This window comes from Pseudomonas sp. B14(2017) (genome assembly GCF_002113255.1).
GTDB lineage: Bacteria > Pseudomonadota > Gammaproteobacteria > Pseudomonadales > Pseudomonadaceae > Aquipseudomonas > Aquipseudomonas putida_Z.
This window is the reverse complement of the sequence record NZ_NEJY01000007.1, coordinates 1-22,610: the sequence shown is the minus strand read 5'-3', so window position 1 is coordinate 22,610 and position 22,610 is coordinate 1. Positions and strand designations below refer to the sequence as shown.

Below are 22,610 nucleotides of genomic sequence, written 5' to 3'. Positions count from 1 at the left end.
ATTATGGGCGAAACCACCGGGTAGCGGCAAACCGGCTATGCTCGCAGGATGATGCCATTCGCCCTGCTCCACGACCTGCCCCGGCAGCTACGCCGCCCCAACGTGCGCGACCTGGCCTGGGCCCTGCTGTCGCCCCCGTTGCTCAGCGCCCCGCCCTGCCCCCAGCGCCATCCGCTGGCGGGTAGCCTGTGGGCGGACCAGCCACAGCGCCTGGCAGACTGGCTGCGGGCGCTGGATGACGATGACCGCCCATTGCGCGACTGGCTGGCGCAGCTGGGAAGCCGGCGCCTGGGGCACTACTACGAACGGCTGTGGCAATTCGCCCTGGGCCAGGCCCCGGGCATCGAACTGCTGGCGGCAAACCTGGCGATTCGCGAAGGCGGGCGCACCCTGGGCGAGCTGGATGTGGTGCTGCGCGACCGCGACGGTGTGCACCACCTGGAACTGGCCATCAAGCTGTACCTGGGCCCGGAGCATTCCGGGCACGACCCCACCGCCTGGCTGGGGCCGGGCTGCCATGACCGACTGGGAAGCAAACTGGCGCACCTGGCGCGACACCAGCTGCCCATGTCGGCGGGGGCGCACAGCCGCGAGGTGCTGGCCCGGCTGGGGGTGGAGCAGGTGCAGGCGCATGTGTGGCTGGGTGGCTATCTGTTCTACCCGTGGCCTGGGCATGCGCAGCCACCACAGGGCGCCAACCCGCAGCACCTGCGCGGGCGCTGGCTGCGGCGGCGGGACTGGGTCATGGGCGAAGGTGAGCGATGGCAGCCGCTGCAACGGCATGCCTGGCTGGCGCCGGCGCGGGTCGAGGCGCAGGAGTGCTGGGCGGTGGAGCAGTTTGCGGCGTGGCTGCACGTGTTGGAGCGGCAGGCTCCGGCGCAGTTGCTGGTGAGGTTGGAACAAGAGGCTGACGGGGCGTGGCAGGAGGCCGAGCGGGTGTTTCTGGTGGCTGACAATTGGCCATTTACACCCGAGGCATGATGCCGGCTGTTCCGGCCTCTTCGCGGGCTTGCCCGCTCCCACAGGTACTGCACAGGTCTCTGGCTCTGCGCTATGCCTGTGGGAGCGGGCAAGCCCGCGAAGAGGCCGGTGCAGACAACACAATTTTCACAGACCTGGCGCAAAGATTTGTTCCCCCGTAGCCATTACAGTACTTCCTGAGCGCCGGCAAGAGCGCCATTCCGACCTGATGACGAGGACCGATCATGGTTTCATCCACCCCCGCGACCCATTACGCGCGCCTGTCCATCGCCCTGCACTGGCTGATGCTGGTGCTGCTGGCCGCTGTCTATGCCCTTATCGAACTGCGTGGCCTGTTCCCCAAGGACAGCGTCGAACGCAACCTGATGAAGGACCTGCACTTCATGCTCGGGCTCAGCGTGTTCGTGCTGGTCTGGTTGCGCCTGGCCATCCGCCTGAGCCGCCCGACTCCACCCATCGTGCCCAAACCTGCGGCCTGGCAGACCGGCCTCGCGCACCTGATGCACCTGGCGTTGTACCTGCTGATGATCATCCTGCCACTGGCCGGCTGGCTGATCCTCAGCGCCGCCGACAAACCAGTGCCGTTCTTCGGCCTGGAGCTGCCGCACCTGATCGGCCCGAACCCGGACCAGGCCAAGTTCATCAAAGGCTGGCATGAGCGCATCGGCAGCTGGGGCTACTGGCTGATCGGCCTGCACGCTCTGGCCGGGCTGTATCACCACTATGTACAGCGCGACAACACGCTGCTGCGCATGCTGCCCTACAAGTAACCGCGCCGGCCCTGCAGGCCGCCGGTGTGCACCACGATCAGGCGGGTGCCGGGCGCGAACAGCCCGGCCTCGACCTGCTCACGCAGGGCCAGCAGGGCCTTGCCGGTGTAGAGGGCTTCGAGCGGCACGCCGGTGTGCCGCTCGCAATCGGCGATGAACGCCAGCAGCTCAGCGTCGAATTTGCCGAAACCGCCACGGCAGGCGTCGTGCAGCTGGTAGCCATGCGCGCCGGCCAGTGTCGCTACCACCTCCGGCACACCATGGTCCCTGGGTACCGCCAATGCACCATGCACCACATGTGCGCCCGCCTCGGCCATTACCAGGCCGGCCAGGGTAGTCCCCGTTCCGGCAGCCAGCCACCAGGCGTCGTAGCCCGACCAGCCCAGTGCCGCGATTTGCGCGCGCGCCTGCTGCATGATCAGCACGCAGCCCTGTGCACCGGCCTGCCCGCCGCCCCCTTCGGGGATACAGTGCCAGTCCGGGTAGCGTGCCTGCCAGGGTTCCCAGAAACCCGCTTGGTTTCGTGCGCGATAGCCGCCATAGCCCAGCCAGTGCAATTCCATGCCCAGCGCGTGCAAGTCTCGCACGGTTGGCGTGTCCTGGGCGTGGCCACGCAGCAGGCCGGCGGTGGCGAAGCCGAAGCGCTTGCCGGCAGCGGCCAGGGCGTGCAGGTGGTTGGAATGGTTGCCGCCGAGGCTGATCAGGCCCGGGGCGTTGCTGGCGCTGGCCTGTTGCAGGTGGTGGCGTAGCTTGAACCATTTGTTGCCGCTGATCAGCGGGTCGATCAGGTCCAGGCGCAGGATGGCGGCTTCTACCTGGGCTTGTTGGAGCCAGGGCAGGAGCAGGGGCTGCAGGGGGGGTTGGGGGAGGTCAAATTGCATCGCGCGAGTTTACCAGTGATATCCCGGGGCTGCCTTGCAGCCCTTCGCGGGCTTGCCCGCTCCCACAGTCAGGAGTGCGTTATCCCTGTGGGAGCGGGCAAGCCCGCGAAGGGCCGCAAAGCGGCCCCGGCGATCTCAGAGCTCAGCCGCCAATCTCGAACCCTGGTTGATCGCCCGCTTGGCATCCAGCTCGGCCGCCACATCGGCCCCACCAATCAGGTGCACCGACTGCCCCGCCGCCACCAGCCCGTCCTGCAGCTCGCGCAGCGGCTCCTGCCCGGCACAGATCACCACGTTGTCCACTGCCAGCACCTGCGGCTCGCCATCGGCCACGCGAATATGCAGGCCGGCATCGTCAATACCCAGGTACTCGACGCTGTTGAGCATCTGCACCCGCTTGTTCTTCAACCCGGTACGGTGAATCCAGCCGGTGGTCTTGCCCAGGCCGTCACCCACCTTGGATTTCTTGCGCTGCAACAGGTACACCTGCCGCGCCGGGGCATGCGGCTCGGCCTTGATCCCGGCCACGCCACCGCGTGCCTGCAGATGGGTATCGATGCCCCACTCCCTCCAGAACGCCTCACGGTCCTGGCTGGTAGCCACGCCCTGGTGCACCAGGTACTCGGAAACGTCGAAACCGATGCCGCCCGCACCAATCACCGCGACAGCCTTGCCCACCGGCTTGCGCTCGAGCAGCACGTCCAGGTAGCTGAGCACCTTGGCATGCTCGACACCGGGGATGGCCGGCGTGCGCGGGGCGATGCCGGTGGCCAGGATGATCTCGTCGTAGCCACCGTCCACCAGGGCCTGCACATCGACCCGGGTGTTCAGGCGCAGGTCCACGCCCGTGCTTTTGACCTTGTTGCGGAAGTAACGCAGGGTTTCATGGAACTCTTCCTTTCCCGGCACCCGCTTGGCCACATTGAACTGCCCGCCGATCTCGCTGGCGCCATCGAACAGGGTTACCGCGTGGCCGCGCTCGGCCGCCACCGTGGCTGCCGCCAGGCCGGCCGGGCCAGCGCCGACCACGGCAATGCGCTTCACGGTGCGCACGGGCAGGTAGTTGAGCTCGGTCTCGTGGCAGGCACGCGGGTTGACCAGGCAACTGGTCAGCTTGCCGCCGAAGGTATGGTCCAGGCAGGCCTGGTTGCAGCCGATGCAGGTATTGATCTCGTCGCCGCGGCCGGCAGCGGCCTTGTTGACGAAGTCCGGGTCGGCCAGGAACGGCCGTGCCATCGAGACCATGTCGGCATCGCCCTCGGCCAGCACCGCCTCGGCCACCTCCGGAGTATTGATGCGGTTGGTGGTGATCAGCGGAATGTTCACCACGCCACGAAGCTTGGCGGTGACCTTGCTGAATGCCGCACGCGGCACCTTGGTGGCAATGGTCGGGATACGCGCTTCGTGCCAACCGATGCCAGTATTGATCAAGGTCGCGCCAGCCTGCTCGATGGCCTTGGCCAGCAGCTCGATTTCGTCCCAGGTGCTGCCGCCCTCGATGAGGTCGAGCATCGACAGGCGGAAGATGATGATGAAGTTCGGCCCGACCGCGCCGCGCACCCGACTGACGATTTCCACCGCCAGGCGCATGCGGTTTTCATAGCTGCCACCCCAGCGGTCGGTGCGGTGGTTGGTGTGGGCGGCGAGGAACTGGTTGATGAAGTAGCCTTCCGAACCCATGATCTCGACGCCGTCGTAACCGGCGCGCTGGGCCAGCACCGCGCAATTGACGAAGTCGGCGATCTGCTTCTCGATACCCGCCTCGTCCAGTTCCTTGGGCTTGAACGGGTTGATTGGCGCCTGGATCGCGCTGGGCGCCACCTGGCGCGGGCTGTAGGCGTAGCGCCCGGCATGCAGGATCTGCAGGCAGATCTTGCCGCCGGCAGCGTGTACCGCCTCGGTGACGATGCGGTGCTTGTCGGCTTCTTCCTCGGTGCTGAGCTTGGCCGCCCCGGAATACACCCCACCCTCATCGTTGGGCGCGATGCCGCCGGTGACCATCAGGCCGACGCCACCGCCGGCGCGCTCGGCAAAGTACGCCGCCATGCGCTCGAAGCCGCCCGGGCGCTCTTCGAGGCCGGTGTGCATCGAGCCCATCAGGGTGCGGTTGCGCAAGGTGGTGAAGCCCAGGTCCAGCGGGGCGAGCAGGTGCGGGTAGCGGTCGGCGGCCATGGAAAGGTCCCCATGTGGCGTGATCACGGAATGCGGATGCCGCACCGGTTGGCGGGCCCCGTCGTTTGTCTGCCTGCGACATTAAACAGCCGTTTGAACGGGCTCAATGATCGAAACTGACAAGTTATTGATCCTCGCGCACAGCACGACTACCCTAGGAAACTCTCGTTTCCAAGGCGCTGTCCTGCTTCATGCGAAAACTCCTGGCAAGCGCCCTGGCGCTGGTGATGATCGCCGCCCTCTGCGGCTACGGTTTCTGGACCCAGCAGCGCCCGGAAGGCCACTACCTGTCCGACCTGCGCATCGAACTGGCGCTGAACCACGGGGTGCCGGGCGAGCACGGCAACCTGCTCGGCGTCGAACCGCTGCTCTACCCGGGCGACTACCAGAACCTGCAACGCCTGCACCGCAAACTCGCGGCCTACCTGGAGCAGGCACGTACCCAAGGGCTTGTCGGCCCGCGTACGGTGGTGGTGCTGCCAGAGCACATCGGTACCTGGCTGTGGGCACGCGGCGAAAAGAACGAGCTGTACCAGGTCACGCAAAGCCGCGAAGCCCTGCAATGGCTGGAACTGAGCAACCCGCTGCGCTATGGCCTGGCCATGCTCCGTGCCGACGGGGACGACTGGCGCGCCGACGCGCACCTGCGCATGAAAGCAGAGCAGATGGCTGCGGACTACCAGCAACTGTTCGGTGGCCTGGCCAAGGAATTCAACGTCACCTTGGTGGCCGGATCCATCGTGCTGCCCGCCCCCTACGTGAAACAGGGTGTGCTGCATGCCGGCAGCGGCCCGCTGTTCAACAGCAGCGTGGTGTTCGCCGGTGACGGCTCGCTGCTGGGCCAACCGCAACGCCAGCAGTTCCCCGACAGCGAAATGCGCCGCTATGTGCACGATGGCCGCCAGCACCCGCTGCAGGTATTGCAAACCCCTGCCGGGCGCCTGGGCGTGCTGGTGGGCAGTGACAGCTGGTACCCGGAAAACCACCAGCAACTGGCACGGCAGGCGGTACAACTGATCGCCAACCCGGTATTCCTCAGCGGCAAGGGCAGCTGGCAAGCGCCCTGGCGCGGCAATCGCCACCAGGATGCCAGCGCCGGGCTGGCCTTGCAGCGCGGCGAAGTCAGCGAACAGGCGGCCTGGCAGCGCCTGACCGAAGCGGCCGGGGCCGGCGTCAGCAGCATGAGCGTGTTCATGCGTGGGCAGTTCTGGGAACAGGGCAGCGACGGCCAGGGCTTTGCCCACCAGGCGGGTGAATTGCTGGCGGGCACCCCCAGCCCTGGCGCCCGCTTGCTGAACCTGTGGTTGTAAGCCCATGGCCCGCCCCCGCGTGCGCCTGGGCGACCTGTCGGTTGGTTTTGTCCAGCCGCTGACCGAAGCCCTGCGCGAACTGGGCCACGACCCCGAGCCACTGCTGCGCCGATATGGCCTGGATGCCGCGCGCCTGAGCGAAGCTGGTGCGCGCTTGTCGATCCCGCGCTACATGCACCTGGGGCACGCCGCCATCGAACTGTGCGGCGAGGCCGCGCTGGGCCTGCACATGGGGCGCCTGAGCCGCCTGGCCCATGCCGGCCTGGCCGGGGTCACCGCTGCCCAGGCACCGAACCTGGGCGAGGCGGCACGCACCCTGTTGCGCTTCGAGCCGCTGTACGCCGCCAACTACCGCGGCCACTCCAGTTTTCAGGAAGATGCCCAGGGCGCCTGGCTACGCTTCTACTCCATCAGCCCCTACAACGCCTATAACCGTTTCGTGGTCGATTCGCTACTCGCCGGCTGGCTCGCCCAGCTTGCCGACCTGGCCGGTACGGCAGTGCAGGCCGAACATATGGACATCGAGTTTGCCGCACCCGCCTATGCCGCGCGCTACCAGCCGCTGTGCAGCGCGCCCGTGCAGTTCGCGGCCGACGGCAACCAGCTGCGCCTGAGCCGCGCCACGCTGCAGCTGGCCAACCCCAGGCACTGCCCGAGCACCTGGCAGCACCTGCTGCAGCTGTGCGAGGCGGAAATGCTGCAGCGTACGCGGGTGCGCAGCCTGGGTGAACGCATCACCCACCTGCTGGGCCCGTTGCTCAATGGTGGCCGTGAACCGGACCTGGAAGAAGTGGCGCTGCACCTGCAACTGCCGACCTGGACGTTGCGCCGCAAACTGGCCGAGGAAGGCACGCGCTTTCGCGACCTGCTCAGCGAAACACGGCGCGACCTTGCCGAAACCTACATCCGCGATACGGAGCTGGCCTTTGGCGAGATTGCCTATCTGCTGGGGTTTGCGTCGGCCGAGGCCTTCCAGCGCGCCTTCAAGCGCTGGACGGGCCTTACACCGGGGGAGTTTCGCCGCAGCCAGCGGCGGGCGGGCTAGAGCTCGGTAGCGTCGTCGGCCGGTTCCGGGGTGTCCAGTTCATAAGCCTGGAATTCGAGAAGTTCTTCCTGGTATTCGTCCATAGCCCTGCGTCCTCTCATCTCATGATCTTTATCGGTGTCGCCTTCAACCTAAGCAGATGGCGTGAAGGAATGATGACAAGCTTATGAGTGGTAAACGTAGCAGGTGTTCAGGAAGTTATCGCGGTGCGTCTGTAACAGGGGATGGACTGCCTGCACCGGCCTCTTCGCGGGTAAACCCGCGAAGAGGCCGGTACAGGCAAGCTATCAAAGGGCGGGGGAAGCGGTCTCGGCGGCCTCGGCAGGCTGGGCTTCCTGCTGCACCTCGATCGGTGCCGCCTCCGCCGGCGGGGCCACCGGTTGCGAGCCTTGGCTGTCATCCACCACCGGCGCGGCTACCGCCTCGCTGGCCGGGGCAACAGCGGCCGGGGCTGGCGCCGCTTCAACCAAAGGCACCGCCACCGGGGCCGGTGCCACCGGCGCTGCCGCGGCCTGCTCCGGCAGCCCCAGGGCAGCCGCGGGCGCTTCGACCTTCGGCGCGGGCTCCTCGACCTTGGCCTTGCTCTCCTGCTTAGGCTTGGGCTTTGGCAGGTAGCTCTCCACCAGGGCGAAATAGCGGTCATAGAACTGCGCCGCCGTCACCGTCTCGCTGGCCACCTTGACCATCGAGTCGTCGCTGGAGCCGATCGGCATCGACACCGACCCCAGTACACCAACGCCCAGGCTGGCGGAGGTGTTGGACTTTTTCAGGGCGTAGCGGTCCTGCAGGGCGTTGGCGAACATGGTCGAACGCTGCTCGTCGCTCACATCCGGCGCACAGGTGACGTTGAAACTGATCTGCAGGTGGTTCTCGCTGTTCTGCTGGAAGCTCTTGTTGCCCACCACCTGGTTGGCGCCGCTGCTGGTGATGATGTAACCCTGGCTGAGCAAGGCGCGCCGGGCGGCCTCGCAGGAGCCGGCATCACTCACCGGGAAGCTGCGCGAGAAGGTGCCCGAGTCATCGAAGTTCTCGTGCTCGTAGACGGCGGCTTTTTTCGAGGAACAACCGGTCACGCCCGCCAGCACCAGGGCCAGCCCGAGCGCACCAAAGACGGAAGATCTGGTCATTGCGAATCCGGGTAAGTCGAGAAGGTGCCTATTGTGCAACACAGCAGGCAGGCAAAGGAACCGCTGATCGGTGAAGAGTCTGTCAGGTTCGTGTAAATCTGGGTCAAAGGCGGCGATTGCCAGGCGTAAAAACGAAAAAAGCGACCCGAAGGTCGCTTTATCGTGGCTTCGAGGCGTTCAAGGGGCCTCGAGGCGAAGATGGCGCAGCGGACGGGACTCGAACCCGCGACCCCCGGCGTGACAGGCCGGTATTCTAACCGACTGAACTACCGCTGCGTATCATTCAGGCTTGCGCCCGATTGAAACCTGGGTCTACCCTTCCGGCGCGATGGCCTCAGGGCAGGCACAAAAAAAGCGATAACGTGATCGCTTCTCTTGTGTTTGCTTCAAGGTGTTCAAGGGACCTTGAAACGAAGATGGCGCAGCGGACGGGACTCGAACCCGCGACCCCCGGCGTGACAGGCCGGTATTCTAACCGACTGAACTACCGCTGCGTATCGTTCAGGCTTTCGCCCGATTGAAACTGGGATCAGCCCAAGGCGTTTGCCTTGTGGCTTCAGACCGGTGCCAGGCACCCATCTGTTACTGAAAAATGGCGCAGCGGACGGGACTCGAACCCGCGACCCCCGGCGTGACAGGCCGGTATTCTAACCGACTGAACTACCGCTGCGCAGTGCGTTCCTCTCTGGCTATCGGCTTCTTGCGAAACCCGAAGCACCAGGAACATCTCAGGAAGTGGTGGGTGATGACGGGATCGAACCGCCGACCCTCTGCTTGTAAGGCAGATGCTCTCCCGGCTGAGCTAATCACCCTCGCGATGTTGCTTGTTGCGTTTGCTTCGCTGAGGCCGCGAAATTTACGCAGGTGGCGAAGCTAAGTCAATAGCCCCATTGAATTTTTTTCAGAAAAGCGCAAAAGCGGTGCGGTTGCCTGTGGCGGCCTCTTCGCGGGTAAACCCGCTCCCACAGGTACTGCACAGGCCTTGAGAACTGCGCAGTACCTGTGGGAGCGGGTTTACCCGCGAAAAGGCCGGTACAGGATATGCAAAAGGCTCAGGTATAGATCATCTTGCGGGTCATGCCGCCATCGACCACGAACTCCTGGCCGGTGACGAACGCCGCTTGCCGAGACAACAGCCAGGCAACCATGGCCGCCACGTCCTCCACCGTCCCTACCCTGCCCGTCGGGTGCTGGGCATGGTCCGCTTCGGTCAACGGCTCGGCACGGCGCTGCGACGGGTCACGGGCATCGATCCAGCCCGGGCTCACCGCATTGACGCGGATCTCCGGGCCCAGGCTCATGGCCAGGGCATGGGTCAAGGCCACCAGGCCACCCTTGCTCGCCGCGTAGGCCTCGGTATCGGGCTCGGACTGCCGCGCCCGGGTGGAGGTGAGGTTGACGATCGCCCCGTTGTGCGCACGCAGGTACGGCGCACAATGCTTGGCCAGCAACATCGGGCCGTTGAGGTTGACCGCAAGCACCCGGTTCCACTGCGCCAGGCTCAGGCTTTCGAGGGTCTGGTTGTGCGGATTGGCGATGGCCGCATTGCACACCAGCGCGTCCAGGCGGCCAAACTGCCCCAGCACCTCGGACACCCCGGCGCTGACCTGGGCCTCGTCGGCAACATCCATGGTGATGAACCAGGCATTGTCACCCAGGGCCTTGGCCGCCTTGGCGCCACGCTGGCGGTCGAGATCGCTGAGCACCACCTGCCAGCCTTCGCAGATCAACCAGGCGGCAATGCCCAGGCCGATGCCGCGCGCGGCACCGGTCACCAGGGCTACCCGGCCGTTATGGCCGGGCGTACCGCCACGGATTTCGATCACAGTGCCGCCAACCCACGCGCCAGGTCGGCCTGCAGGTCGGCCACATCTTCCAGGCCCACGGCAACGCGGATCAGGCTGTCGCGGATGCCGGCGGCTTCACGTTCCTGCGGCGTCAGACGACCGTGGGAGGTGGTGGCCGGGTGGGCGATGGTGGTCTTGCTGTCACCCAGGTTGGTGGTGATGGAAATCACCCGGGTAGCGTCGATGAAGCGCCAGGCGCCCTCTTTGCCACCCTTGACCTCGAAGCTGACCACCGCACCGAAGCCACTCATCTGGCGCTTGGCCAGTTCGTGCTGCGGGTGGCTCGGCAGGCCGGCGTAATGCACCTTCTCCACGCCCTCCTGCTGCTCCAGCCATTCGGCCAGTACCTGGGCGCTTTCGCAGTGCGCACGCATGCGCAGGCGCAGGGTTTCCAGGCCCTTGGTGAAGATCCAGGCGTTGAACGGGCTGAGGGTGGGGCCTGCGGTACGCAGGAAGCCCACCACTTCTTTCATCTGCTCGGCACGGCCGGCAACCACGCCACCCATGCAGCGGCCCTGGCCGTCGATGAACTTGGTGGCCGAGTGGAACACGATGTCGGCACCCAGCTTCAGCGGCTGCTGCAGCGCCGGAGTGCTGAAGCAGTTGTCCACCACCAGCATGGCACCGTGGGCATGGGCGATTTCGCTGAGGGCGGTGATATCGACCAGCTCGGCCAGCGGATTGGACGGCGATTCGACGATCAGCAGCTTGGTATTGGCCTTGATGGCATTTTCCCAGCCGGCGAGGTCGACCAGTGGCACGTAGTCCACCTGCACGCCAAAGCGCTTGAAGTACTTCTCGAACAGGCTGATGGTCGAGCCGAACACGCTCTGCGACACCAGCACATGGTCACCGGCACTGCACAGCGACATCACCACGGCGAGGATCGCCGCCATGCCGGTGGAGGTGCCCACGGCCTGCTCGGCGCCCTCCATGGCCGCCAGGCGCTCCTCGAAGGCACGCACAGACGGGTTGGTGTAGCGCGAATAGACGTTGCCCGGCGTTTCGCCGGCAAAGCGCGCGGCGGCATCGGCAGCCGTGCGGAACACATAGCTGGAAGTCAGGAACAGCGCTTCGCTGTGCTCGGCCTCCGGTGTACGGTTTTGACCGGCGCGCACCGCCAGGGTGTCGAAACCGACACCCTCGAGGTCACTGTCCAGTCGTCCGGCATCCCATTGATCCGTCATGCCGTCGCTCCCGAAATCAGTTGTTGTAGAGGTCGATGATCGCGCTGACCGCCTGGTTCTTGACCTTGGCCAGGTCGTTACGAGCCTGCTCGATACGGTCGAGGTAGGCTTCGTCGATATCGCCGGTGACGTACTCACCGTTGAATACCGCGCAATCGAAGTGGTCGATCTTGATCTTGCCGCCACCGACCGAGTCGATCAGGTCCGGCAGGTCCTGGTAGACCAGCCAGTCGGCGCCAATCAACTCGGCCACTTGTTCGGTGGTACGGTTGTGGGCGATCAGTTCGTGAACACTCGGCATGTCGATGCCGTAGACGTTGGGGTAGCGCACCGCAGGGGCTGCGGAGCAGAAGTAGACGTTCTTGGCGCCGGCTTCGCGGGCCATCTGGATGATCTGCTTGCAGGTGGTGCCGCGCACGATCGAGTCGTCCACCAGCATCACGTTCTTGCCGCGGAACTCCAGCTCGATGGCATTGAGCTTCTGGCGTACCGATTTCTTGCGCGCGGCCTGGCCGGGCATGATGAAGGTACGGCCGATATAGCGGTTCTTGACGAAGCCTTCGCGGAACTTGACGCCCAGGCGGTTGGCCAGTTCCAGGGCCGCGGTGCGGCTGGTGTCCGGGATCGGGATGACCACGTCGATGTCGTGCTCGGGGCGCTCGCGCATGATCTTGTCGGCCAGTTTTTCACCCATGCGCAGACGGGCCTTGTACACCGACACGCCATCCATGATCGAGTCCGGGCGGGCCAGGTAGACATGCTCGAAGATGCACGGTTGCAGCTTCGGTGCTTCGGCGCACTGCTTGGTGTACAGCTGGCCTTCTTCGGTGATGTATACCGCTTCGCCCGGCGCCAGGTCGCGGATCAGGGTGAAGCCGAGCACGTCCAGGGCCACGCTTTCCGAGGCGATCATGTATTCCACGCCTTCGTCGGTGTGACGCTGGCCGAACACCACCGGGCGGATGCCGTTGGGGTCACGGAAGCCGACGATGCCGTAGCCGGTGATCATCGCCACCACGGCGTAACCGCCGACGCAGCGGCTGTGCACGTGGGAAACCGCGGCGAACACGTCTTCTTCGGTCGGCTGCAGCTTGCCACGCACCGCCAGCTCATGGGCGAACACGTTCAGCAGTACTTCCGAGTCGGAGTTGGTGTTGACGTGGCGCAGGTCGGACTCGTAGATCTCCTTGGCCAGCTGCTCGACGTTGGTCAGGTTGCCGTTGTGTGCCAGGGTGATGCCGTATGGCGAGTTGACGTAGAACGGCTGGGCCTCGGCCGAGGTCGAGCTGCCCGCAGTCGGGTAGCGCACGTGGCCGATGCCGATGTTGCCGACCAGGCGCTGCATGTGGCGCTGCTGGAACACGTCGCGCACCAGGCCATTATCCTTGCGCAGGAACAACCGGCCGTCATGGCTGGTCACGATACCGGCAGCGTCCTGGCCGCGGTGCTGGAGGACCGTAAGCGCGTCATACAGCGCCTGATTGACGTTCGACTTACCGACGATACCGACGATGCCACACATGCGACGCAACCCCTACTTTGACGAAACTTGAGTGAATAGCGCTCAGGGCTTTGCCGGCCCGAGCAACTGTTCCTTGAACGGAAGATCAGCTGGAGTGCCGATCAGCCCACTGGGTGTCCACTGGCCGGTAAAACCCAGGATCAGGTTTTTCGACCAGTCGGCGACCAAGAGAAATTGTGGTATCAGGCGTGATTCCTGCCACCAGGTGTCCTGTTGAACCGGCCCCAGGCTGATCAGCCCGATGGCCACCACCACCAGCAAGGCCCCGCGCGCGGCGCCGAAGGCCATGCCCAGGAAACGATCGGTACCGGACAGCCCGGTCACGCGGATCAGCTCGCCGATGAGGAAGTTGATCATGGCCCCCACCAGCAAGGTGGCGACGAAAAGAATGGCGCAGCCGGCGATGACGCGCATCGACGGCGTCTGGATGTAGCTTTCAAGATACACCGAGAGCGAACCGCCGAACATCCAGGCAACCGCACCGGCAATGATCCAGATGAGCAAGGACAAGGCTTCCTTGACGAAGCCGCGCTTGAGACTGATCAGTGTGGAGACGGCGATGATCGCGATGATCGCCCAATCAACCAAGGTAAATGCCACGGTGCTGCCTGCAGACGTTTGAGGCGGCGCATTTTAACAGAGCGGCGGGGGCTTGGGTAAGCGGAATGTCAGGTGATTAGCGCCACCCGGGCTTACGCGATCTTTGTGGGAGCGGCCTTGTGTCGCGAAAGGGCCGCAAAGCGGCCCCGGCGATTCTGGCTGTGTCGTTGAGATCCTGGGGCCGCTTCGCGGCCCTTTCGCGACACAAGGCCGCTCCCACATGGACCGCGCCGCTGCAAGACCTATACAGAACCCGCGAATGAGCGGCAAAGCCGACCCCGGGTTTATCAGCTGCGCTCAGGCTGGAAGCGCACCACGAAGCCCTTGAGGCTGTTCTGGCGGTTGATGGCGTCGCGCACGCGCTCGGCCTCGGCCCGCTCGATCAGCGGCCCCACGTACACCCGGTTCATGCCACCCGCCGAGCGGATATAGGCGTTGTAACCCTGGCTACGCAAGGTTTGCTGCAGCTTTTCGGCCCCGGCACGGTTGGACAGGCTGGCCAACTGGATCGACCAGCTGACCGGCAGGCCATTGACGTCGATCTTCGATGGCGCCGCCGGCGCGGCCGGCTTGGCTGCCGGCTGAGGCTCGACCTTGGCCACGGGCGCCTGCGGCTTGGCGGGCTGAGGCTGAGGCTGCACCTGCGCCTGAGGCTGGGTCTGCGGTGACGGGGTAATCGGCTGGCTGGGCGCGCTCGCCGGCGCGGTGGACTCGTCCACCACCACCGGTGGCTGTTGCGGCTCTTGCGCAATGGCCTGCGGCTCCGGCACGGCGACCGGTTCCACCTTCACTTCCGGCAGGCTTGGCATGGCCGGCGCCTGCGGGGCCTCGACGCGCACCTGACGCATCTCGTCCTCGCGGGTGAACAGCATCGGCAGGAAAATCACCGCCAGCGCCACCAGCACCAACGCACCCACCATGCGCTGTTTCATCCCTTTATCCAGCACTGCCATCTACTCCACCCTCCTGGGCGTGCCGCTCCAGCCATTCCAGTGCCTGGGCAACACAGAAAAACGAACCGAACAGCAAGATCTGGTCATCCGCCGTTGCCTGCGCGCATTGCCCTTCAAGGGCAGCATCGACGCTGGCATAAGACTTCACCGCGGCGCCGACGTTCGTCAAGGCCGTGGCCAGCTCCGCAGCCGGGCGGCTGCGCGGGGTATCCAGTGGCGCCACTGCCCAGTCGTCGACCAGCCCCTGCAGCGGCGCGACAACACCGTCCAGGTCCTTGTCGGCGAGCAGGCCGAACACCGCCAGGCGGCGCCCCTTCAGCGGCCGGGCCGCCAGGCGCCGGGCCAGGTACTCCGCGGCGTGCGGGTTGTGCCCGACATCCAGCAACAGTTCCACCGGCTTGCCCTGCCAGCTCAGCAGGCGACGGTCGAGGCGACCCGTGATGCGGGTATCCAGCAGCGCCTGGCGAATCTGCCCGGCGTCCCAGGGCAGGCCCATCAGCAGGTAGGCCTGCAGGGCCAGCGTGGCGTTTTCCATGGGCAGGTCGAGCAAAGGCAGGCCACGCAGCTCTACCGGCGCACCATCAGCCGCAGTACCCCGCCAGTTCCAACTGCCATCGGCACTGGCCAGGTCGAAGTCACGACCACGCAGGAACAGCGGCGCAGCCAGTTCGGCGGCCTTGTCCAGCAGCGGCCGAGGCGGATCCAGGTCACCGCACAGTGCCGGCTTGCCCTGACGGAAGATGCCGGCCTTCTCGAAGGCCACCAGCTCGCGGGTATCACCCAGGTAATCGACATGGTCGACGCCGATGCTGGTCACCAGGGCCAGGTCGGCATCCACCACGTTCACGGTATCCAGGCGGCCACCAAGGCCCACTTCCAGTACCACGGCATCCAGCTGCGACTGGTAGAACAACCAGAACGCGGCCAGGGTGCCCATCTCGAAGTAGGTCAGGGAAATATCGCCCCGCGCCGCCTCGACGGCGGCGAAGGCTTCGCACAGGCGCTCATCGCTGGCCTCTTGGCCATCGATCAGCACCCGCTCGTTGTAACGCAACAGGTGAGGCGAGCTGTACACGCCGACCTTGAGCCCCTGGGCACGCAGCAGCGAGGCCACGAAGGCGCAGGTCGAGCCCTTGCCGTTGGTGCCGGTCACCGTCACCACGCGTGGCGCCAGCTTGCCCAGCGCCAGCCGGGCAAGCACCTTCTGCGAACGCTCCAGGCCCATGTCGATGGCCGAGGGGTGCAACTGCTCGAGGTAGGCGAGCCATTCGCCCAGGGATCGTTGTTTCATCACGCGACGGCAGCCGCCTCACGCGCTTGCTCCGGGGTTTCCTGGCCGGTCATCTGCGCCAGCAGGCGGGCCAGACGCGGGCGCAGTTCGCCACGGGAGATGATCAGGTCGATGGCGCCGTGCTCCAGCAGGAACTCGCTGCGCTGGAAGCCTTCCGGCAGCTTCTCGCGCACGGTCTGCTCGATCACGCGCGGGCCGGCGAAGCCGATCAGTGCCTTCGGCTCACCGACGATCACGTCACCGAGCATGGCCAGGCTGGCGGAAACACCACCGTATACAGGGTCGGTCAGTACCGAGATGAACGGGATGCCTTCTTCACGCAGGCGCGCCAGCACGGCCGAGGTCTTGGCCATCTGCATCAGCGAGATCAGCGCTTCCTGCATGCGTGCACCGCCCGAAGCGGAGAAGCAGACCATCGGGCAGCGGTGCTCCAGGGCATAGTTGGCCGCGCGCACGAAGCGCTCGCCGACGATGGCACCCATGGAGCCGCCCATGAACGAGAACTCGAAGGCGCTGACCACGATCGGCATGCCCATCAGGGTGCCGCTCATGGAGATCAGGGCGTCCTTCTCGCCAGTCTGCTTCTGCGCCCCGGTCAGGCGGTCCTTGTACTTCTTGCCATCACGGAACTTCAGGCGGTCGACCGGCTCCAGGTCGGCGCCCAGTTCGGCACGGCCATCGGCGTCGAGGAAGATGTCGATGCGCGCACGTGCGCCGATGCGCATGTGGTGGTTGCACTTGGGGCAGACATCCAGGGTCTTTTCCAGCTCCGGACGATACAGCACGGCCTCGCAGGCCGGGCACTTGTGCCACAGGCCTTCAGGCACCGAGCTCTTCTTCACCTCGGAACGCATGATCGAAGGGATCAGTTTGTCGACTAACCAGTTGCTCATGCTTTCTTTCTCCAGTATTGGCAGGCGTGGGCCGGTGTCGCCGGCCCTGCCCTGCCCTTGAGCTCAAAATCTTTTATGAAACGATGATGGACCGGCCGCCGGGACTTCCAGCGCGCCACCCCACCGCTAATGTGTTGTCTTGCCGCCACAGGCGCAGGCGGCTGCCCCGCAGGGCTGCGAAAGCTATGGACGATGGCGCGCAGCCAGCCGTCACATCTGCCATCACGCCTGTTTCACCGCACGCATGAATGCCTCGATCTTCGCCGCGTCCTTGATGCCCTTGGCTTGTTCCACGCCGCCACTGACATCCACCGCGTACGGCCGCACCTGGGCGATGGCCTGGCCGACATTGTCGGCAGACAACCCGCCCGCCAGTATGATCGGCTTGCTCAGGCGCGCCGGCACCAGCGACCAGTCGAACGCTTCACCGGTGCCTCCGGGTACGCCTGGCACATAGGTGTCCAGCAGAATGCCGCGGGCACCGGCGTAAAGCTGGCAGGCCGCCTCCAGGTCGTCGCCCGGGCGCACGCGCAGGGCCTTGATCCAGGGGCGGTGGTAGCCTTCGCAGTCCTGCGGGGTTTCATCGCCGTGGAACTGTAGCAGGTCCAGCGGAACCACTTCGAGGATCTCGTTCAGCTCGCAGCGCGAAGCGTTGACGAACAGCCCGACCGTGGTCACGAACGGCGGCAGCTCGGCGATGATCGCCCGCGCCTGGCGCACGTCCACGGCGCGCGGGCTCTTGGCATAGAAGACGAGGCCGATGGCATCGGCGCCCGCTTCGGCAGCGGCCAGTGCGTCTTCGATGCGGGTAATCCCGCAGATCTTGCTGCGAACATTGCTCATGGACAGCGAACCCTGCTTGTTACGGTGAAAGGCCGGATGTTAGCAAATGACTTTTCGCCCGTCAGTCTGCCAATGCCTCGTAGCCGGTCAAAAAGTGTGGGCCGATGTAACGCTTGGGCAGCGCGTATTCCTCGGGGTACTCCACCTGCACCAGGTAGAGCCCGTACGGGTGCGCCGTGACCCCGCCTTCGCGGCGGTTGCGCCCCTCCAGCACCTCACGCGCCCAGGTGACCGGGCGCTCTCCCGCGCCGATGGCCATCAGTACACCGGCAATGTTACGCACCATGTGGTGCAGGAAGGCCGTGGCGCGCACATCCAGCACGATCATCTGGCCATGGCGGGTGACGCGCAGGTGGTAGATGTGCTTGATCGGCGACTTGGCCTGGCACTGGCTGGCGCGGAAGGCACTGAAGTCATGGGTGCCGAGCAGGTACTGCGCGGCTTCGGCCATGCGTTCGACATCCAGCGGGCGGTGGTTCCATGTGACTTCCTCGGCCAGGTGCGCCGGGCGGATCGGGTCGTTGTAGATGACGTAGCGGTAACGCCGGGCGCAGGCCTTGAAGCGGGCATGGAAGTCGGCCGGCATCGGCCGCGACCAGACCACGCTGATGTCATGGGGCAGATTGAAGTTGGTGCCCATGGTCCAGGCGCGTTCGTCGCGCACGGCGCGGGTGTCGAAGTGCACGATCTGCCCGCAGCCATGCACGCCGGCGTCGGTGCGCCCGGCGCAGATCACCGAGATCGGCTCGTTGGCCACCTTGGACAGGGCCTGCTCCAGGGCCTGCTGGACACTGGGCACGCCACTGGCCTGGCGCTGCCAGCCACGATAGCGCGCGCCTTTGTATTCCACGCCCAGGGCGATGCGGGAGTAGCCTTCGGCCGCGGACTCGGCGGCGGTGTCGATGATGTCCAAGAGCATGAAACCTGTGGGGTGTACGGAATGGCGGGGATTATAACGACAACGGCAGCCGTGTAGGGCTGCCGTTGAACGTGTGTCGCGCTTGAGGGCCTCTTCGCGGGCATGCCCGCTCCTACAGGTTACTCACAAGGTCGAAAATGTGTGGAGATCCTGTGGGAGCGGGCAAGCCCGCGAAGAGGCCGGCCCTGCTTACATCAGACCAGCCGGGAGAGCATGTCCTCGGCTTCCTGACGCTGGCTGTCGTCGCCATCCTTGACCACTTCATCGAGGATGTCGCGCGCGCCCTGGTTGTCGCCCATGTCGATATAGGCGCGGGCCAGGTCAAGCTTGGTGGCCACTTCGTCGCTACCGGAGAAGAAGTCGAAGTCCAGGTCGTCCAGTGGCTCGGGCTCTGGCTGGGCAACTGCGTCTTCACTGGTGAAGTGCGGCTCCAGCGACGGCGATTCGAGGCTCTGCGACAGCTTGTCCAGCTCGGCGTTGACGTCGTTCAGCTCCGAGGCAAAGCTCTTGGCTGCCGGCGAATCGTCTTCCAGCGACAGCGAAAGATCGAAGTCGGACGGCAGGTCGAACTCGGAAAGCGGGTCGAACGCTGGCTCGCTGTCGAAGGCAGCCAACTCGGCGGCGACATCCACCGGGGCTTCGTCCACCGCTGCCGGGGCGACCGGGGCAACCGGCTCGCTGATGTCGAGGTCGAAATCGGACAGGTCCACAGCGGGCTGTGGCTCAGCCTGGGCCAGCATGGCCTCGAACTCGGCGTCGGCGTCGGCCTGCAGTTCGGCATCCACGGCAAACGGCTCGTCTTCCGGCTGAGCCGTTTCCAGCACCGGCTCATCCAGTACCGGCTCGTCGACGACAGGTTGCTGGGCCACCGATTCGTCCAGCAGCGGCGCCGCCAGCGGGTCTTGCTCGGGCAGGTCGTCACCCAGGCTCAGGTCGAAGGCACTGTCCAGGTCCTGCTCGTCCAGGCCCGGCGCATCGAGAGTCGGCACTTCATCGAAGGCATCCAGCTCAGCATCCAGATCAACTTCGGGCTCGAGCACTGCCTCAGGTTCCACCTGGGCAACGGCCTCTGGTTCAACCGCCACCTCTGGCTCGAACGCCGGCTCTTCCTCGGGTGCCACGTCGGCAACCACTGGCGTTTCAGGCTGATCCTGCAGCAGTTCCTGCACGTACTGCTCATCCATCTCGGCAGCCAGGGCCGCCGCGCCCAGGCCGGCAGCGGCCAGGCCGAGCATGGCCGGGTAGCGCTCCTTCAGCCCGGCAACAGCTGCACTGTTCTGCTCGCTGGCCGGCAGCTTGCGTTCCTGCTCGACGAACGCGCTCTGGTCACCCTGGCGGGCGTACACATCCATCAGTTTCAGGCGCAGGTCGTCACGCTGCGGCGCGGCGGCCACGGCAGGCTCCAGCAGGTCGGTAGCGCGGTTCAGGCGGCCTTCGGCCACGCATTGCTCGACCTCCGCCAGCAGCGCGGCGTGGGGGTCGGCTTGCGGTTCAGGTTGCGCCTCGACGGCGGGTGCCGATGTTTTTTCCGCGGCGGTGGCGGCGGCAGCCGAAGCAGCGACCACGGCCGGCGACAGGGTCACGCTCGGGGCCGAGACCTCGACGCCATCGAAGCTTGCGCTATCGCTGTCGAAGCCTGCGCCCTGCTCTTCTTCCAGCGCCCGCGCCATGCGCAGGTGCTTTTCAGCCTCCTGCTGGGCCTTGCGCTTGCGCGCCAGCAGCAACAGCAGAAGCAGCAGTACGAGGAAGGCACTACCGGCAATCAGCCCAAGCAGCAGCGGGTTGCCCATGATTTCGTCGACCATGCTGCCAGGCTGGCCGGCAGGTGCGGCCTCGGCGGCGGGCGCCGGCTTGGGTGCGGTATCGACGGCGGCAGGCGCAGGCTTGGCGACCGGTTGGGCCGGCGCCGCCGCACCCTGGGCTTCAAGGCGGGCCAACTGGTTGTTCTTCAGCTCGATCAGACGCTGCAGCTTGTCCAGCTGGCTCTGCAGGTCGGCCATGCGGCTCTTGAGTTCTTCGTTGTCGCGACGGCTGGTGTCCAGGCTTTCCTGGGCCACCGCCAGCTTGTCGTTGAGGGCCTTGGCCTGGTCGGCACCGGCCTGGTTGCCCGGGCTGACCAGGCGCAGGTTGTCGCCCTGGGCGATACGCGCCGGCGCTGCCTCGGCGGCACCGCGACGGGTGGCGTCCAGCTGGCGGGCACGCGGGCCCAGGCGACGGCCTTCACGCCAGGCAGCATACTGCTCGGCCACCTCGGCGGTCGCCTCTCCCTGCGGGATATTCTGGATCTGCTGCTGGTCGGGCAGGCGCAGCACCTGGCCAACCTTCAGCTGGTTGATGTTGTTGCCGATGAAGGCGTCCGGGTTCAGCGCCTGGATCGCGATCATGGTCTGCTGGATCGAACCACCCTGGGTGTTGCGCGCGGCAATCTGCCACAAGGTGTCGCGGCGTTGGGTGGTGTAGCTGCCGGCAGCGGTCACCGCTGGTGCTACATTGCCTGCCGCCGGCTTTTCGCCCTGGGCCTTGGCCTGGTCGAGCAGCACGCTGTAGTCACGCAGCAGGCGGCCCTGCGGCCACATCACCTGGACCAGGAACTTTACCACCGGTTCAGGCAGCGGCTGGCTGGAGGTAACCCGCAGCACGCTCTTGCCGTTGGGGTTGATCACCGGCGTGAAGGTGAGGTCTTCGAGGTACGTCGGCAGCGCCACCCCGGCCTTGCTGAACTCTTCCGGCGGCGCCAGGCTCGGCGCCACTTCGGCGGCGGTGAGGTCGCGCACGTCGAGCAGCTCGATCTCGGCGTCCAGGGGCTGGTTCTGTGCCGACTTGAGGGTCAGCTCCCCCAGGCCCAGGGCATTCGCCATGCCCGACGACAGCGCCGATGCTGCAGCCATGGCCAGAACCAGTTTGCGAATTCGAAGCATGACCTCTTCCCTTGTATAAAGCGTCCTGAAACCTGCATGCGGAGCAGGACAATAGTGCTCGCCAGTATCTTTTACGGCATGTGTTTAATCAACAATTGCGCCACTTGCACGGCATTGAGCGCGGCGCCTTTGCGCACGTTGTCGGTGGTCAGCCAGAGGTTGAGTTGCTGGTCTTCATCAACACCGTGCCGTACACGACCAACATAGACCACGTCCTGGCCCACTGCGTCGCCTACCGGGGTCGGATAATCATCGCGCTCCACCAGTTCGACGCTGTCGGCCGCCTCGAGGGCCTGGTTGACAGCGTCCAGGTCTACCGGGCGACAGCTCTGCACCGCCACACTGAAGCTATCGCCGAAAAACACCGGGACTTGAACGCAGCTCACGGAAATCTTCAGTTCCGGCAGGCCCAGCAGCACGCGCAGCTCGCTGACCAGGCGGTGCTCCAGGGCCGTGTGGCCTTGCTCATCGGCGGCTCCGACCTGGGCCAGCATGTTGAACGCCACCTGGCGATCGAAGAAGCGCGGCTCCAGGGGGCGGGCATTGAGCAGCTCGGCGGTTTGCCGGGCGAGTTCGTTGACCGCTTCACGGCCTTGTGCGGACACCGCCAGCGCGGCCATTACCTGCACCCGCTCGATATCCAGCAGGCCTTTGAGCGGTGCCAGTGCAACGGCCAGGGCAACCGCGGCCGAGCACGGGCTGACGATGCGGGCGGGCAATGCCAGGCTGGCCAGGCGTTCGGCGTTGGCTTCTGGCACCAGGGCGAGGGCGTCGTCCAGGCCAGCGGACAGGTCGATGACCGTGCAGCCTGCCTGCAGCGCCTTGCTGGCAAAGCTGCGGCTGACGGCGGCGCCTGCGGCGAAGAAGGCCAACTTGACCTGGGCGAAGTCGAAGCTGTCCACTTCACGCACCTTCAGCTTCTTGCCGGCGAACATCACGCTGCTGCCCGCCGATTCCATGCTGGCCAGCAGGTGCAGGGTGGCGACCGGGAAATCCAGCTCTTCGAGGATCTGCACCAGGGCTTCACCGACGCTGCCGGTGGCGCCGACGACGGCGATGTCCAAAGGGTGTGTCATGGAAGGGATCCTTTTGCTGAAAACGGCGGGGGCGGCACTTTACTCGGATTGTAGAGTTTTGTCTGTGCTGGCCCAAACCTAGAGCTGCGCTGCGCAGCTCTTGCTCTTGCTCTTGCTCTTGCTCTTGCTCTTGCTCTTGCTCTTGCTCTTGCTCTTGCTCTTGCTCTTGCTCTTGCTCTTGATCTTGATCTTGATCTTGATCTTCGCGACTTCAGGAGGCCGAGCAGAGGTCTTGCGGAGGGAGGTGACGGGCATGGATGCCCGTCAAGCGCTGA

Annotated in this window: 19 protein-coding genes and 4 tRNA genes; 4 read left to right on the top strand and 19 right to left on the bottom strand. The window is 65.5% G+C overall.

Annotation, left to right across the window (positions count from 1 at the left end):
• Nucleotides 1-48: 48 nt before the first annotated feature.
• Both CAG34_RS08580 and CAG34_RS08575 read left to right on the top strand, forming a co-directional pair.
• Nucleotides 49-981, top strand: a complete 933-nt coding sequence (locus CAG34_RS08580) for a DUF1853 family protein (protein ID WP_085589237.1) — start codon at nt 49-51, stop codon at nt 979-981.
• Nucleotides 982-1,205: 224 nt separating this feature from the next.
• Complete coding sequence (locus tag CAG34_RS08575; RefSeq protein ID WP_003260150.1) at nt 1,206-1,751, top strand: cytochrome b; 546 nt, start codon at nt 1,206-1,208, stop codon at nt 1,749-1,751.
• On the opposite strand, the gene CAG34_RS08570 is transcribed toward CAG34_RS08575, so the two are convergent.
• Nucleotides 1,742-2,632, bottom strand: a complete 891-nt coding sequence (locus CAG34_RS08570; protein WP_085589235.1) for a 1-aminocyclopropane-1-carboxylate deaminase/D-cysteine desulfhydrase — start codon at nt 2,630-2,632, stop codon at nt 1,742-1,744. The two genes, CAG34_RS08575 and CAG34_RS08570, sit on opposite strands and share 10 nt — an antisense overlap.
• Nucleotides 2,633-2,767: 135 nt before the next feature.
• The gene (locus CAG34_RS08565; protein ID WP_085589233.1) at nt 2,768-4,804 is read right to left on the bottom strand and encodes an NADPH-dependent 2,4-dienoyl-CoA reductase; all 2,037 of its coding nucleotides are present in this window, start codon (nt 4,802-4,804) and stop codon (nt 2,768-2,770) included.
• Between the two features lie 191 nt (nt 4,805-4,995).
• On the opposite strand from CAG34_RS08565, the gene CAG34_RS08560 reads away from it, so the two are divergent.
• Nucleotides 4,996-6,114, top strand: a complete 1,119-nt coding sequence (locus CAG34_RS08560; protein ID WP_085589231.1) for a nitrilase-related carbon-nitrogen hydrolase — start codon at nt 4,996-4,998, stop codon at nt 6,112-6,114.
• Between the two features lie 4 nt (nt 6,115-6,118).
• The gene (locus CAG34_RS08555) at nt 6,119-7,159 is read left to right on the top strand and encodes an AraC family transcriptional regulator (protein WP_085589229.1); all 1,041 of its coding nucleotides are present in this window, start codon (nt 6,119-6,121) and stop codon (nt 7,157-7,159) included.
• A 287-nt stretch (nt 7,160-7,446) separates the two neighbouring features.
• Here the strand turns inward: CAG34_RS08555 and CAG34_RS08550 are convergent, their stop codons facing one another.
• From CAG34_RS08550 to CAG34_RS28960, 17 genes are all read right to left on the bottom strand, one after another.
• Nucleotides 7,447-8,286 carry a DUF2242 domain-containing protein gene (locus CAG34_RS08550; protein ID WP_085589227.1) on the bottom strand — a complete coding sequence of 280 codons (840 nt, stop codon included), beginning with the start codon at nt 8,284-8,286 and terminating at the stop codon, nt 7,447-7,449.
• A gap of 199 nt (nt 8,287-8,485) precedes the next feature.
• Nucleotides 8,486-8,562 (bottom strand) — tRNA-Asp (locus tag CAG34_RS08545).
• Nucleotides 8,563-8,703: 141 nt separating this feature from the next.
• Nucleotides 8,704-8,780: transfer RNA gene (locus CAG34_RS08540), tRNA-Asp, on the bottom strand.
• Nucleotides 8,781-8,879: 99 nt separating this feature from the next.
• Nucleotides 8,880-8,956, bottom strand: a tRNA-Asp gene (locus CAG34_RS08535).
• A 66-nt stretch (nt 8,957-9,022) separates the two neighbouring features.
• A tRNA-Val gene (locus CAG34_RS08530) sits at nt 9,023-9,098 on the bottom strand.
• A gap of 240 nt (nt 9,099-9,338) precedes the next feature.
• A complete protein-coding gene (locus tag CAG34_RS08525; protein ID WP_013971614.1) occupies nt 9,339-10,112 on the bottom strand; it encodes an SDR family oxidoreductase in 774 nt (257 codons plus the stop codon).
• On the bottom strand, nt 10,109-11,320 hold the full coding sequence (locus CAG34_RS08520) for an O-succinylhomoserine sulfhydrylase (protein WP_085589225.1): 1,212 nt from the start codon (nt 11,318-11,320) through the stop codon (nt 10,109-10,111). The genes CAG34_RS08525 and CAG34_RS08520 overlap by 4 nt, the downstream gene beginning before the upstream one ends.
• Nucleotides 11,321-11,336: 16 nt before the next feature.
• Nucleotides 11,337-12,842, bottom strand: coding sequence for an amidophosphoribosyltransferase (gene purF, locus CAG34_RS08515; RefSeq protein ID WP_025338246.1), 1,506 nt, complete (start codon nt 12,840-12,842; stop codon nt 11,337-11,339).
• 42 nt (nt 12,843-12,884) lie between these two features.
• On the bottom strand, nt 12,885-13,442 hold the full coding sequence (locus tag CAG34_RS08510) for a CvpA family protein (RefSeq protein WP_013971612.1): 558 nt from the start codon (nt 13,440-13,442) through the stop codon (nt 12,885-12,887).
• Between the two features lie 287 nt (nt 13,443-13,729).
• Nucleotides 13,730-14,395: an SPOR domain-containing protein gene (locus tag CAG34_RS08505; protein ID WP_085589223.1), complete on the bottom strand. Its 666-nt coding sequence runs from the start codon at nt 14,393-14,395 to the stop codon at nt 13,730-13,732.
• On the bottom strand, nt 14,379-15,686 hold the full coding sequence (folC, locus tag CAG34_RS08500) for a bifunctional tetrahydrofolate synthase/dihydrofolate synthase (RefSeq protein WP_085589221.1): 1,308 nt from the start codon (nt 15,684-15,686) through the stop codon (nt 14,379-14,381). The genes CAG34_RS08505 and folC overlap by 17 nt, the downstream gene beginning before the upstream one ends.
• Nucleotides 15,686-16,579, bottom strand: coding sequence for an acetyl-CoA carboxylase, carboxyltransferase subunit beta (gene accD, locus CAG34_RS08495; RefSeq protein WP_025338243.1), 894 nt, complete (start codon nt 16,577-16,579; stop codon nt 15,686-15,688). Before accD ends, folC begins: the two co-directional genes overlap by 1 nt.
• Before the next feature lie 222 nt (nt 16,580-16,801).
• Nucleotides 16,802-17,422, bottom strand: a complete 621-nt coding sequence (locus CAG34_RS08490; RefSeq protein WP_025338242.1) for a phosphoribosylanthranilate isomerase — start codon at nt 17,420-17,422, stop codon at nt 16,802-16,804.
• Between the two features lie 61 nt (nt 17,423-17,483).
• Nucleotides 17,484-18,341: a tRNA pseudouridine(38-40) synthase TruA gene (truA, locus tag CAG34_RS08485; RefSeq protein ID WP_085589219.1), complete on the bottom strand. Its 858-nt coding sequence runs from the start codon at nt 18,339-18,341 to the stop codon at nt 17,484-17,486.
• A 194-nt stretch (nt 18,342-18,535) separates the two neighbouring features.
• Nucleotides 18,536-21,259: a FimV/HubP family polar landmark protein gene (locus CAG34_RS08480; RefSeq protein WP_085589217.1), complete on the bottom strand. Its 2,724-nt coding sequence runs from the start codon at nt 21,257-21,259 to the stop codon at nt 18,536-18,538.
• 71 nt (nt 21,260-21,330) lie between these two features.
• Nucleotides 21,331-22,335 carry an aspartate-semialdehyde dehydrogenase gene (locus CAG34_RS08475; protein ID WP_085589215.1) on the bottom strand — a complete coding sequence of 335 codons (1,005 nt, stop codon included), beginning with the start codon at nt 22,333-22,335 and terminating at the stop codon, nt 21,331-21,333.
• A gap of 78 nt (nt 22,336-22,413) precedes the next feature.
• Nucleotides 22,414-22,590 carry a hypothetical protein gene (locus tag CAG34_RS28960; protein WP_178080874.1) on the bottom strand — a complete coding sequence of 59 codons (177 nt, stop codon included), beginning with the start codon at nt 22,588-22,590 and terminating at the stop codon, nt 22,414-22,416.
• Nucleotides 22,591-22,610: the final 20 nt, after the last annotated feature.